The sequence below is a fragment of the Streptomyces sp. NPDC048291 genome (assembly GCF_043201715.1).
Lineage (GTDB): Bacteria > Actinomycetota > Actinomycetes > Streptomycetales > Streptomycetaceae > Streptomyces.
The window spans coordinates 41,159-53,650 of the sequence record NZ_JBICZC010000005.1 but is presented as its reverse complement, the minus strand read 5'-3'; the positions used below and the strand labels follow the sequence as shown (position 1 = coordinate 53,650).

The following is a 12,492-nucleotide window of genomic DNA, read 5'->3' as shown; positions in this document are numbered from 1 at the left end:
GGCCCCGCGGGCCGTACCGCCCGGTGCGTCAGCTGCGGAACAGCTCGTTCAGGTCCGTCTGGGAGATCTGGTTCCGGGCGTAGGTGAAGGTGCCCCGCTCGGCCAGCTCGCGGGCCGCGGCGAGCAGTTGTGCGTACATCGCCCGTGCGATGCTGCCGCCCACCGTGACCCGGCGCACGCCGAGTTCACGGAGGTCGGCCAGGGACAGGACGCCTCCGGTGAGGCCCATCACCACGTTCAGCGGGCCGTCGATCTCCCGCACCAGCCTGCCGATCGTCCCGGCGTCCGCCGCGCCCGGCACGAACGCGCAGTCGGCGCCCGCCGCCAGATACGCGTTGGCCCGCCGGACCGCCTCGTCGAGCGGGCCGCCGGTGAGCAGCACGTCGGTCCGGCCGACCAGGACGAACGGCTCGCCGGCCGCGTCGACCGCCTCGCGCGCGGCGCGGATCCGGTCGGCCGCGAGCTCCGGCTCGTACAGCGGGCGGGAGCGGTCGCCCGTGAAGTCCTCGATGTTGCCGCCGGCGGCCCCGGCCGCGAGGGTCGTCGAGATCGTCTCGGCGACGGTCCCGGGCGCCTCGCCGAACCCGTCCTCCAGGTCCGCGCTCACCGGGATCCGGACCTCGGCGGCGATCTCACGGATCCGGCCCACCATGGTGGCGCGGTCGACCCGGCCGCCGCCGTAGTCGTGGTCTGCGCGGCCCAGGGAGAAGGCGATGCCCGCGCTGGTGGTGGCCACGGCCGGGAAGCCGGCCGACTCCAGGACGCGGGCGCTGCCCGCGTCCCAGGCGTTGGGGAGCAGGAAGCAGCCCTCCCGGTGCAACTCCACGAAGCGTGCGGCCCGTTCCCTGCGTTCAGTGTCCACGTCCGTCAGTGTGTCAGCCGGCACCGACAATCAGGCGTCAGCGGCTCCGGGCGAGGTCCGGGGCGATGTCCGTGATCATGTCCTCCGGGCCGACGGGGACACGGCCCTCGCGGACGTCGTAAGGTGGCCCTCGCAGCTGGTTCGTCCTGTCAGCCGGACAGGGCGTCGCAAGAGGGAACCCGGTGGGAATCCGGGACTGCCCCGCAGCGGTGAGCGGGAACGACCGCCGTCATACGCACTGGATCCGACGTACAGGGTCCGGGAAGCGACGGCCAGTAGGTGTCCTCCGGAGGAGGGCGTGCCCGCGAGTCCGAAGACCTGCCAACTGCCCGTGCGCGAACCACTCGTGCGCGGACATCCCGGTGACCTCGTGGGCGGGTCGGCGTGCATATCGGACGGACGGTCGCGTACTCCCTCACGGCGTACGACCGTTGCCGTCCGGTTCGTCGCCCCTTCGCGCTCTCGTCCCGTCGCCGGGATCTCAGGGAATCGTCTCGCGAAGGAGATCTCCGTGACCACCGAGTCCGCAGCCGCGGCAGCCCGGGCCACCGTGTACGGCTACCCCCGCCAGGGGCCGAACCGGGAACTGAAGAAGGCGATCGAGAGCTACTGGAGGGGCCGGGTCACCGCCGGCGCCCTGCGGGCCTCCGCCGCCGAACTGCGCCGCTCCACCTGGCGGCAGCTGGCCGAGGCCGGCATCCACGAGGTGCCGACCGGCGACTTCTCGTACTACGACCACGTCCTCGACACCACCGTGATGGTCGGCGCCGTCCCCGAGCGGCACCGGGCCGCCGTCGACGCCGACGCGCTCGACGGCTACTTCGCCATGGCCCGCGGCACGCAGGACGTCGCGCCGCTGGAGATGACGAAGTGGTTCGACACCAACTATCACTACCTGGTGCCGGAGTTGGGTCCCGACACCGTCTTCGCCACGGACTCCGCCAAGCAGGTGGGCGAGCTGACGGAGGCCCTGGCCCTCGGGCTCACCGCCCGGCCGGTACTGGTCGGCCCCGTCACCTATCTGCTGCTCGCCAAGCCGGCGCCCGGCGTGCCCGCCGGCTTCGACCCGCTCACCCTGCTCGACCGGCTGCTCCCGGTCTACGCCGAGGTGCTCGCCGACCTGCGGGCGGCCGGCGCCGAGTGGGTGCAGCTCGACGAACCCGCCCTGGTCCAGGACCGCACCCCGGCCGAACTCAACGCCGCCACCCGTGCCTACCGCGACCTCGGCGCCCTCACCGACCGGCCGAAGCTCCTGGTCGCCTCCTACTTCGACCGGCTCGGCGGGGCCCTGCCGGTGCTGGCCAAGGCCCCGGTCGAGGGGCTCGCCCTCGACTTCACCGAGGCGGCGGCCGTCAACCTGGACGCCCTGGCCGCCGTCGGCGGGCTGCCCGGCAAGCGGCTGGTCGCCGGTGTGGTCAACGGCCGCAACATCTGGGTGAACGACCTGTCGGCGTCCCTCACCACCCTCGGCACCCTGCTGGGTCTCGCCGACCGGGTCGACGTCGCCGCCTCCTGCTCCCTCCTGCACGTCCCCCTCGACGCCTCCGCCGAGCGGGACATCGAGCCGCAGATCCTGCGCTGGCTGTCCTTCGCGAGGCAGAAGACGGCCGAGGTCGTCACCCTCGCCAAGGGCCTCGCCCAGGGCCCCGACACCATCGCCGCCGAACTCGCCGCCAACCGCGCCGACCTGGTCTCCCGGGCGACTTCACCGATCACCCGCGACCCCGCCGTGCGCGCCCGCGCCGCGGCCGTCACCGAGTCCGACGCCCGGCGCCCGCAGTCGTACGCCGAACGCTCCGCCGCCCAACGCGCGCACCTGCGGCTGCCGTTGCTGCCCACGACGACCATCGGCTCGTTCCCGCAGACCGGCGAACTGCGCACCGCACGCGCCGACCTGCGCGCCGGACGCATCGACACGGCCGGTTACGAGGACCGGGTGCGGGCCGAGATCCAGGAGGTGGTCGCCTTCCAGGAGAAGGCGGGCCTGGACGTCCTGGTGCACGGCGAACCCGAACGCAACGACATGGTCCAGTACTTCGCCGAACAGCTCACCGGATACCTGGCCACCCAGCACGGCTGGGTCCAGTCCTACGGCACCCGGTACGTACGCCCGCCGGTCCTGGCCGGCGACATCTCCCGGCCCGAGCCGATGACGGTGCGCTGGACGTCGTACGCCCAGTCCCTCACCTCCCGCCCGGTCAAGGGCATGCTCACCGGCCCGGTCACCATGCTCGCCTGGTCCTTCGTCCGCGACGACCAGCCGCTCGGCGACACCGCCCGCCAGATCGCCCTCGCCCTGCGCGACGAGGTGAACGACCTGGAGGCGGCGGGCACCTCCGTCATCCAGGTCGACGAACCCGCCCTCCGGGAGACCCTGCCGCTGCGGGCCGCCGACCGCCCCGCCTACCTCGCCTGGGCGACCGAGGCGTTCCGGCTCACCACCGCCGGAGTCCGTCCGGAGACGCAGGTCCACACCCACATGTGCTACGCCGAGTTCGGCGACATCGTCCAGGCCATCGACGACCTCGACGCGGACGTCATCAGCCTGGAGGCGGCCCGCTCGCACATGCAGGTCGCCCGCGAACTGGCCGCCCACGGCTACCCGCGCGAGGCGGGACCCGGGGTCTACGACATCCACTCCCCCCGCGTGCCGAGCCCGGCGGAGGCCGCCGCCCTGGTACGGACCGGCCTGGCGGCCATCCCCGCCGACCGGCTCTGGGTCAACCCCGACTGCGGCCTCAAGACCCGCGGCTGGCCGGAGGTCCGCACCTCCCTGGAGAACCTGGTCGCGGCAGCGCGCACGGTACGCGCGGAGCTGTAGCCGACGACATCCGGGGCGGCGCCGGACGGTTTGGCGCGGGGTGCCGGACGGCTTGGCGCGGGGTGCCGGACGGCTTGGCGCGGGGTGCCGGACGGCGTCCTGCGGGTACCGCACGGCGGACCCGCGGGCGCCGCACGGCGTACTGTCGTGCGCGTCCGGCGCCCGCCGCCGTCGGCGTCCGTTGTCCGTTGTCCGTTGTCCGTTGTCCGTTGTCCGTTGTCCGTTGTCCGTCCGAGGAGGAACGTCCGCCCGTGACCTGCCGAGTCATCCTCATAGCCCCCGCCTTCACCCCCTCGTTGCGACGGGCCCGCTTCGACGACGGCGACTCGATCGAGAAGCCCGAGGCGGTGGCGCTGTCCCTGCCGGCCGCCGGCGAGACGGTCAGCTCCCCCAGCGTGCGCTGCCGGGAGACGGCCGCCGCGCTGGGCCTCGACGCCTCGGCGGAGCCCGAGTTGTCGGGTCTGGACGCGGGCCGCTGGCGGGGGCGGACGCTGGAGGAGGTCGGCACCGTCGAACCCGACGCGCTGCTCCGGTGGCTTACCGACCCGGGGGCCGCGCCCCACGGGGGCGAATCGGTACGGGAGTTGTGCGCACGGGTCGCCGGCTGGCTGGACCGGACGGGCCTGACCATCGGCAGGACGATCGCCGTGGTGGAGCCGGAGGTGGTGCGGGCCCTGGTGCTGCACACGCTGGGGGCGCCCGAGGCCGCGTTCTGGCGGGTGGACGTACCGCCGCTGTCCGCGACGGAGGTCACGGGCGGCCCCGGGCGCTGGAACCTGCGGCTCGGCCAGGTCGGAGGCTAGCCGGAGGCCGGGGCCGGCGGGGCGCCGGAAATGCGGTGGAGCGGTGCGCCCCGTCCTGCCTAGGGTCGCGCCATGACCACCCGCACCTTCCGCGTCACCGTCCGCGGCGTCTTCGACGGCCTCGGCGCCGGGCAGCGCGCCGAACTCCTCGCCCGGGCCGCCGAGCACGACGTGCTGCGCGCGGCCTTCACGGCCGAGGGCCACCTCAGTTACGACATCGCCGCCCGTCCGGCCTTCACCTTCCGCTTCCAGGACACCGGGGAGGACGAGGAGGACATCCTGGAGGCGACCGAGCGCGCCGAGGAGGCGGCCAGGGCATGGCTGACCGAGCGCGGCTACGGCTACAAGAACCTCCGGTCCAGCGCGGAGGACCTCTCCCAGGCGCCCCTGAGCAAGCGGCAGCGCCGGGCGGCCGCGCAGCGGCAGGACTGACCCTCACCCTCGCGGAAACGGCCACCGCGGCCTGAAGTCGCCGTGGTTCAGGTCACGTCGGGATGTGGCCGGATTGTGGGGAGCCTGTGCCGCGGGCGTGGCATGCTCGGGGCCACACCGAGTTACCGGCCGGTTCTACTCGCCGGTAACCATGGTCGGTGTCTCTTCGTCACCCCCCACCCTCAGGACTGACCTTGCGCAGACGCACAAGGCTCGGGCATGCCCTCATGCCCGCCTTCGCCGTGACCGCCCTCCTCCTCGCCGCGGGCTGCTCGTCGCCGCAGCACCAGGCCTCCGCCGACGACCACGCCCGGGAGGCCGCCCAGGTCTCCGACGACTCCACCGCCGCCGCCCGCGCGGACGGCAGGACGCTCGCCGTGGCCGCCGCACCGGCCACCGCCGCCACCACGGCCGCGGGCTCGGCGGGTGCGGGCCGTCCGGCCCACCGCACCACGCTCACCGTCGCCTCGTACGACAGCAGGACCCGACGTGCCGTCATAGCCACGGCGGCGAAGGGGAACGCACCGGGCACCTCCCCGGGCCGTTCGCCGGGCAGTTCGGGGGACACGGCGAACCCGGCCTCCCCGGCCGTCTCCCCCAGCCCCGCGGCATCGCCGGCGCCGTCGGCATCGGCATCGGCCGCCGCCCGGCAGACCGCCGTCGGTGACGTCATCGCCAGCGCCCCCGCGCCCGGCGCCCCGGACGGGCTGCTCGCCAAGGTGACCAAGGTGCTCGGCGAGACCGACGCGGGCACCGAGGTGCAGACCGAGCCCGCGACCCTCGACGCCCTGCTCGGCGACGACACCGCCAAGGACACCGTGCCCGTCGACCCGGCCGCCTTCGACGTCGACAAGCTGCTGCCCGACGTCAAGGTCTCCTGGTCCAAGGCAGGCGACGTGCACGTCGGCCCCGAGGGTGCCACCGTGCCGCTCGGCAGCCTCCGCCTGGACGTCAGCACCGAAGTGCCGGCCGCCGTGAGCGGGTCGGCCTCCGCCGCGGCCTCGGTCTCCGGCTTCGTCCAGGTCGCCCCGCAGGTCGACTTCGCCTACGGCGGCGCGGGCACCGGCACCGCACCCGGCACCGCCTACCTCGGCGTCTCCGGCGACTGGAACTCCGGCTGGGCGGTCAAGGGGCGGGCCGGGGCCACGGCCACCCCGCTGCGCATCCCGTTCGCCAAGCTGCACGCCGACCCGGTCCTCCAGGTCGGCGCGGTCCCCGTCGTCGTCAACCTCGACCTGACCTGCTACCTCCAGGTGAGCGGCGACGGGAAGATCACGGTCGACGTGGAGCAGAACGTGAAGGGCGACTTCAAGGCGGGCGGCACCTTCGGCACCGCCCAGGGCTGGACGCCGGTCAGCAGCTCGACCATGACGAGCACGCCGGTGCGCACCGCCGTGACCACCTCGGGCAGTGTCCGCACCACGCTGGGCGCCGAGGCCTCCGTCGGCCTCTACGGCGCCGTGGGCGTCACCGCCGACCTGGCACCGTACCTGCGCGGCGAGGCCACCGGCACGGTCACCGCCACCTCCGCCACCCCGGGCGCGGACGCCCAGGGAACCTGGAACCTCTACGGCGGTGTCGACCTCTCCGGCACCCTCCGCCTCCAGCTGTCGGTCTTCGGCACACCGGTGCTGGAGCGGGGCATCCCGCTGGGCACCCTGCACCGCGAGTGGAAGCTGGCGGGCGGCACCCTCTGACCCCGGGTCAGGCCGCGCCGCCCGGTATCCAGCCCTGGCGGCGCAGCACCGCCGAGACGTCCGGCGCCCGGTAGTGCTCCCCCTTGAGCACCTTGCCGTCGGCCCGGCGGGCCACCTGCCCGTCGGGCCCCAGCTTGCTCATGTTGGCCCGGTGGATCTCCGCGAGCACCGCGTCGAGGTCGATCCCGTGCACCAGCGCGGTGCCGTACGCCACGTAGACCACGTCCGCCAGTTCGTGCGCGAGCCGGTCGAGGGGCCCGTCGACCGCGACCTCGGCGACCTCCGCGGCCTCCTCGGCGAGCAGCTCGCCCCGGTGCGCGGCCAGTTCGGGCGACACCTCGGCCGGCGTGGCACGGGTGTCCAGGCCGAAGGCGTGGTGGAACTCCCGGACGAGGCGGGCGGGCGAGGTACCGGTCGGGACGCCGGGGACGGAACTGGTCATGCGAACGACTCTAACGGCCGCCACTGACAGTCCCGGTCCGCCGCCGTGCCCCCGGCCCCACGCCCCGCCCTGGTCAGGACGGTGGCCGGCTGGCAGGATCGCGCGCATGTCCAAGCTGCTCCCCCGTATCGGCAGGCGCCGCGCCCTCCAGTGCGCGACCGCCGGCGTCGTCGCGTTCGGCCTGCTGCTGTGGTGGCTGCTGCCGCTCGGCGAGAAGCCGCCGACGGGCACGATCGTCTTCAGCACCGGGACGCTGCGCGGCGTCTACCAGGAGTACGGCGAGCGGCTCCGCACCGAGCTGCGCAAGGACATGCCGGGCCTGAAGGTGAAGCTGGTGCAGAGCAACGGGTCGTACGAGAACGTACGGCGGCTGGCGACCGGCCACGCCGACTTCACCATCGCGGCGGCCGACGCGGTGGAGACCTACGAGCTGAACGAAGGCCCGCACGCGGGGCTGCTGCGCGGGGTGGCCCGGCTCTACGACGACTACGTCCAGCTCGTCGTACCGCGCGACTCGGGCATCACCGACGTCGCGCAGCTGCGGCACAAGCGGGTGGCGATCGGGCTGCCCAACTCGGGGGTGCGGCTGATCGCCGACCGGGTGCTCAGGGCCGCCGGGGTGGATCCGGCGAAGGACATCACACCGGTGTCCGAGGGCATAGACACCGGCCCGGACCAGCTGCGGCGCGGCAAGATCGACGCGTTCTTCTGGTCGGGCGGGCTGCCGACCAAGGGGCTGCTCGACCTGGCGAAGAAGTTCAGCTTCACGTTCGTCCCGATCGGCGGAAGCCTCGTCACCAAGCTGCACACCGAGGGCGCGGCCTCGCTCTACTACCGGGCGACCAACATGCCGGAATCGGCGTACCCGTCCGTGCAGCAGGGCACGACGGTGCCCACGATCGCGGTGTCCAACGTCCTGATGACCCGCAAGGACGTCGACCCCCGACTCACCGAGTGGGTGACCCGCACGGTCATCAAGAGCCGCGACGACATCGGCAACCACGTCCACTCGGCCCAACTCGTCGACCTGCGCACCGCGATCTACACGGACCCGCTACCGCTGCAGGAGGGCGCGCGACGCTACTACCGCTCGGTGAAGCCGTAACCGCAAGGCGCCCCACTCCGAAAGCGGCCCACTGCGGAAACGCCCCGGTCTGGAGCGCCCCGTCAGGGGCGCGGGGAACTGCGCGAGCAACCCCCACCCACCCGCACCCGGACCACAACCGCACCCACCCGCCCCCGCCTCTCACCCACCCCGCGGCACGGACACGGTCACCCGCAACCCCCGCGGCTCATGGTGCTCGTACTCGATCGCACCCCCACCCGCCGCCAGCAACGCCCGCGTGATCGACAGCCCCAGCCCCGACCCCTTCACGTTCTGATGCCGTCCGCTGCGCCAGAACCGGTCCCCCACGCGCGCGAGTTCCTCGTCCGTCAGCCCCGGCCCCGAGTCGGTCACCACGACCGTGGCGACGTCACGGCCGGCGGCCACGGTCACCTCGACCAGGCCGCCCTCCGGCGAGAACTTCACCGCGTTGTCGATCACCGCGTCCAGCGCGCTGGACAGCGTGACCGGGTCGGCCCACCCGGTGGCCGCCGGGCACTCGCCGGTCAGCCGGACCCCCTTCGCCGCGGCGGCCGGCGCCCACGCGGCGATCCGCTCCTCGGCCAGCCGCCCGAGGTCGGTCGGCATCAGGTCCGCCTCGGCGTGCTCGGCCAGCGCCAGGTCGAGCAGGTCGTCCAGGACCTGTGCGAGCCGCTTGCCCTCGGTGCGGACCGAGGCGATCTCCTCGTTGTCCTCGGGGAGTTCGAGGGCGAGCAGTTCGATGCGCAGCAGCAGCGCGGAGAGGGGGTTGCGCAGCTGGTGGGAGGCGTCGGCGACGAAGGCCCGCTGCTGCTCCAGCACGTCCTCGACGTTGTCCGCCATCTCGTTGAACGCCCGGGCCAGCCGTCTGAGTTCCGGCGGACCGCCGGCCGCCGCGACCCTGGACTTGAGCCGGCCGCTGGCGATCGCGTGCGTGGTGGCGTCGAGCACCCGTACCGGCCGCAGCACCCACCCGGTCAGCCGTAGCGCCGCGCCGACGGCGAGCAGCATCGCCGCGCACTCGCCCGCGCCGATCACCAGCCAGTCGCGCAGGGTGCGGGAACGCATCGGGCCGGTCGGCGAGTCGGTGACCACCACGGCGACGACGTCGCCGTCCCGGATCACCGGCGAGGCCACCACCAGCCGGCTGCGCTGCCAGGGCCACACCTGCGCGGGGTCGTGGCTGCGGCGGCTGAGCAGGGCCTCGTCGAAGGCCTCCCGGACCTCGCCGGTCGTCGGCAGCACCCAGTCGTCGGGCGCGTTGGCCATGGAGGAGGCGTTCCGGTAGAAGACGCCCGCGCGGATGCCGTAGACGCCGTGGTAGCTGGCGAGTTCGCGGCGCAGGGTCTCCAGGCGGTCGTCCGTGCGGACGGGGCGCGCGGTGGCGGGCGTGTCGGTCACGAACTGGGCGAGGGCCGCGAACCGCGCGGTGTCGTCGATACGGTCGACGACGACCTTCTGCTGCTGCGCGGAGGCCGTGCTGACGGCGAGCGGCACGCCGAGCGCGAGCAGCACGGCCGCCATCAGGACGATGAGCAGCGGAAGGAGACGTGTGCGCACCCGTCCCCGCTACGCGGCCGGGGCGACGAGCCGGTAGCCCACGCCGCGAACGGTCTCGATGAGCGCGGGCATGCGCAGCTTGGCACGCAGGGAGGCGACGTGCACCTCCAGGGTGCGGCCGGTCCCCTCCCAGCTGGTCTGCCAGACCTCGCTGATGATCTGCTCCCGGCGGAAGACCACACCGGGCCGCTGCGCGAGCAGCGCCAGCAGGTCGAACTCCTTGCGGGTGAGCTGGACGACCTTGCCGTCCACGCTGACCTGGCGGGTGGGCAGTTCGATGCGGACGGCGCCAAGCCGCAGCGCGCTGTCGCCGTCGGCGCCGGCCTGGCCGTCCTCGTGGTGGGTGCGCCGGCTGACGGCGTGGATCCGGGCGAGCAGTTCCCCGGTGTCGTACGGCTTCACCACGTAGTCGTCGGCGCCCAGGTTGAGGCCGTGGATGCGGGAGCGTACGTCGGAGCGGGCCGTGACCATGATGACCGGGGTGCTGGTGCGCTTGCGGATCTTGGCGCAGACCTCGTAGCCGTCCTGGTCGGGCAGGCCGAGGTCGAGGAGGACGACGTCGTAGCCGTCGCTCTCGGGGACGAGGGCGCGGAGCGCCTCCTCGCCGCTGCGGGCGTGGGTGACGGAGAACCCGTGCCGAGCCAGGACCGCGGAGAGCGCGGCGGCGACGTGGTTGTCGTCCTCGACGAGCAGCAGTCTCATCCCGGCCCCCTCCGGTTCAGCGGTCGTACGGTCGTGGTTCGCCGTCGGCTTGTCCGCGGAAAACCCGCGCGTTGTAGAAATCGCGCACGCGCGCGTGCACGAGGAGCAGTCACGCTGATGGACGCCGACGGCGTCAAGTGGGTTCCGGTGGCGGGCGGGTTCCGTTACGCGGCCGATACCCGGGCGGCCGTCGGTACTACGGCACGTGTCCGCCTGCGACCGGATCGTGATGCTCAGATCTCCCTCAGATGTAATGACGCTGGTCATTCGCCCTCACTACATTCCTCCGCAACCGAGGAGGACGGAGCCCGAAAGCGATGACCGAAGTATCGGTGGCCAAGCAGGACGTGGCCGCGACCGGCGACCTGGTTGTCCTGAAGAATGTCAACAAGCACTTCGGCGCGTTGCACGTGCTCCAGGACATCGACCTGACGATCGCCCGCGGTGAGGTCGTCGTGGTGATCGGGCCCTCCGGGTCCGGCAAGTCCACGCTGTGCCGCACCGTCAACCGCCTGGAGACCGTCGACTCCGGAACGATCACCATCGACGGCAGGCCGCTGCCCCAGGAAGGCAAGGAACTGGCCCGGCTGCGCGCCGACGTCGGCATGGTCTTCCAGTCCTTCAACCTCTTCGCACACAAGACGGTGCTGGAGAACGTGATGCTGGGGCAGGTCAAGGTCCGCAGGACGGACCGCAAGCAGGCCGAGGAGAAGGCCCGCACACTGCTCGACCGGGTCGGCGTGGGCACCCAGGCCGACAAGTACCCCGCGCAGCTCTCCGGCGGCCAGCAGCAGCGCGTCGCCATCGCGCGGGCGCTGGCCATGGGTCCGAAGGTCATGCTCTTCGACGAGCCGACCTCGGCCCTCGACCCCGAGATGATCAACGAGGTCCTGGAGGTCATGCAGCAGCTGGCCAGGGACGGCATGACGATGATCGTCGTCACCCACGAGATGGGCTTCGCCCGCTCGGCCGCGAACCGGGTGGTCTTCATGGCCGACGGCCGGATCGTCGAACAGGCCACCCCGGACCGGTTCTTCAGCAACCCGAGCAGCGACCGGGCCAAGGACTTCCTGTCGAAGATCCTGCACCACTGAGGCACGGCAGGCCCCGCTTCTTTTCACCGACGTCTCCCCAGACGTCCCCGCTGACGCCCGCACAGCCGTCCGCACAGCCGTCTCCACAGCCGTCTTCACCAAAACGAGGGATGTTCATCATGCAGCTCCGCAAGGTCACCGCCGCCTCGGCCGCCGTGCTCGCGCTCGCCCTGTCCGCCACGGCGTGCGGCGGCGGCGACAAGGACGACAGCGGTTCCTCGGGCGGCGGCAAGATCAAGGTCGGCATCAAGTTCGACCAGCCCGGTCTCGGCCTCCAGGAGCCCGACGGTTCCTTCTCGGGCTTCGACGTCGACGTGGCCACCTATGTCGCCGGCCAGCTCGGTTACAAGCCGAACCAGATCGAGTTCGTGCAGACCAAGAGCGCCGACCGGGAGAACGCCCTGGCGCGCGGCGACGTGAAGTTCATCGCGGCCACCTACTCGATCACCGACGAGCGCAAGGCGAAGGTGGACTTCGCCGGCCCGTACCTGCTGGCCCACCAGGACCTGCTGGTCAAGAAGGACTCGACCATCGCCAAGGGCGAGGACCTCAACGGCAAGAAGCTGTGTTCCGTGACGGGTTCGACCTCGGCGCAGAACATCCAGCAGACGATCGCCCCGAAGGCCAACCTCAAGGAGGTCGGCACCTACTCGGAGTGCATCGCCGGCCTGCAGAGCGGCTCCGTCGACGCGGTGACCACGGACGACTCGATCCTCGCGGGCTTCGCCGCGCAGGACAAGTACAAGGGCCAGTTCAAGCTCGCCGGCCTGAAGCTGAGCAACGAGAACTACGGCATCGGCGTCAAGAAGGGCGACTCCACCACCGTAGACAAGATCAACAAGGCGCTGGAGAAGATGGTAAGCGACGGTTCCTGGGACAAGGCCGTCACCAAGAACTTCGGCCCGGCCGACTACAAGAACGAGCCCGCCCCGAAGATCGGCGCGATCGTCAAGTAAGGCTTCGCGCAAGGCGGAACCCGCCCCCGCACAGGTCGC

11 protein-coding genes and 1 riboswitch are annotated in these 12,492 nt (G+C 72.5%); of the genes, 7 read left to right on the top strand and 4 right to left on the bottom strand.

Annotated elements, in window-relative coordinates; translation table 11 throughout:
• Positions 1-28 precede the first annotated feature (28 nt).
• A complete protein-coding gene (locus ACGF5O_RS14305) occupies positions 29-862 on the bottom strand; it encodes an isocitrate lyase/phosphoenolpyruvate mutase family protein (protein WP_393810183.1) in 834 nt (277 codons plus the stop codon).
• 120 nt (positions 863-982) lie between these two features.
• Positions 983-1,203, top strand: a riboswitch (cobalamin riboswitch).
• A 170-nt stretch (positions 1,204-1,373) separates the two neighbouring features.
• Here ACGF5O_RS14305 and metE point away from each other — a divergent pair.
• The 4 genes from metE to ACGF5O_RS14285 all read left to right on the top strand — a co-directional run bounded on the left by metE (position 1,374) and on the right by ACGF5O_RS14285 (position 6,615).
• Complete coding sequence (gene metE / locus ACGF5O_RS14300; RefSeq protein WP_393810182.1) at positions 1,374-3,683, top strand: 5-methyltetrahydropteroyltriglutamate--homocysteine S-methyltransferase; 2,310 nt, start codon at positions 1,374-1,376, stop codon at positions 3,681-3,683.
• Positions 3,684-3,934: 251 nt separating this feature from the next.
• On the top strand, positions 3,935-4,486 hold the full coding sequence (locus ACGF5O_RS14295) for a histidine phosphatase family protein (protein ID WP_393810181.1): 552 nt from the start codon (positions 3,935-3,937) through the stop codon (positions 4,484-4,486).
• 72 nt (positions 4,487-4,558) lie between these two features.
• Entirely contained in the window at positions 4,559-4,918 is a 360-nt protein-coding gene (locus tag ACGF5O_RS14290) for a DUF6204 family protein (RefSeq protein ID WP_393810180.1), read from the top strand.
• Between the two features lie 227 nt (positions 4,919-5,145).
• Positions 5,146-6,615: a hypothetical protein gene (locus tag ACGF5O_RS14285; RefSeq protein ID WP_393810611.1), complete on the top strand. Its 1,470-nt coding sequence runs from the start codon at positions 5,146-5,148 to the stop codon at positions 6,613-6,615.
• A gap of 7 nt (positions 6,616-6,622) precedes the next feature.
• Here the strand turns inward: ACGF5O_RS14285 and ACGF5O_RS14280 are convergent, their stop codons facing one another.
• On the bottom strand, positions 6,623-7,057 hold the full coding sequence (locus tag ACGF5O_RS14280) for a MazG nucleotide pyrophosphohydrolase domain-containing protein (protein ID WP_393810179.1): 435 nt from the start codon (positions 7,055-7,057) through the stop codon (positions 6,623-6,625).
• A 106-nt stretch (positions 7,058-7,163) separates the two neighbouring features.
• Here ACGF5O_RS14280 and ACGF5O_RS14275 point away from each other — a divergent pair, with 106 nt between their 5' ends.
• Positions 7,164-8,162: a TAXI family TRAP transporter solute-binding subunit gene (locus ACGF5O_RS14275; RefSeq protein WP_393810178.1), complete on the top strand. Its 999-nt coding sequence runs from the start codon at positions 7,164-7,166 to the stop codon at positions 8,160-8,162.
• Between the two features lie 141 nt (positions 8,163-8,303).
• Here the strand turns inward: ACGF5O_RS14275 and ACGF5O_RS14270 are convergent, their stop codons facing one another.
• Both ACGF5O_RS14270 and ACGF5O_RS14265 read right to left on the bottom strand, forming a co-directional pair.
• On the bottom strand, positions 8,304-9,701 hold the full coding sequence (locus ACGF5O_RS14270; protein ID WP_393810177.1) for an ATP-binding protein: 1,398 nt from the start codon (positions 9,699-9,701) through the stop codon (positions 8,304-8,306).
• Between the two features lie 9 nt (positions 9,702-9,710).
• Positions 9,711-10,403, bottom strand: coding sequence for a response regulator transcription factor (locus ACGF5O_RS14265; protein ID WP_362598197.1), 693 nt, complete (start codon positions 10,401-10,403; stop codon positions 9,711-9,713).
• A gap of 317 nt (positions 10,404-10,720) precedes the next feature.
• On the opposite strand from ACGF5O_RS14265, the gene ACGF5O_RS14260 reads away from it, so the two are divergent.
• Entirely contained in the window at positions 10,721-11,497 is a 777-nt protein-coding gene (locus ACGF5O_RS14260) for an amino acid ABC transporter ATP-binding protein (RefSeq protein WP_393810176.1), read from the top strand.
• A gap of 119 nt (positions 11,498-11,616) precedes the next feature.
• Positions 11,617-12,453: a glutamate ABC transporter substrate-binding protein gene (locus ACGF5O_RS14255; protein WP_393810175.1), complete on the top strand. Its 837-nt coding sequence runs from the start codon at positions 11,617-11,619 to the stop codon at positions 12,451-12,453.
• Positions 12,454-12,492 lie beyond the last annotated feature (39 nt).

Bases quoted from the DNA above. Each gene is read 5' to 3' on its own strand.
- ACGF5O_RS14290 (WP_393810180.1), top strand. From the start codon at position 4,559: ATGACCACCCGCACCTTCCGCGTCACCGTCCGCGGCGTCTTCGACGGC.
- ACGF5O_RS14285 (WP_393810611.1), top strand. From the start codon at position 5,146: ATGCCCGCCTTCGCCGTGACCGCCCTCCTCCTCGCCGCGGGCTGCTCG.
- ACGF5O_RS14280 (WP_393810179.1), bottom strand. From the start codon at position 7,057: ATGACCAGTTCCGTCCCCGGCGTCCCGACCGGTACCTCGCCCGCCCGC.
- ACGF5O_RS14275 (WP_393810178.1), top strand. From the start codon at position 7,164: ATGTCCAAGCTGCTCCCCCGTATCGGCAGGCGCCGCGCCCTCCAGTGC.
- ACGF5O_RS14265 (WP_362598197.1), bottom strand. From the start codon at position 10,403: ATGAGACTGCTGCTCGTCGAGGACGACAACCACGTCGCCGCCGCGCTC.
- ACGF5O_RS14260 (WP_393810176.1), top strand. From the start codon at position 10,721: ATGACCGAAGTATCGGTGGCCAAGCAGGACGTGGCCGCGACCGGCGAC.
- ACGF5O_RS14255 (WP_393810175.1), top strand. From the start codon at position 11,617: ATGCAGCTCCGCAAGGTCACCGCCGCCTCGGCCGCCGTGCTCGCGCTC.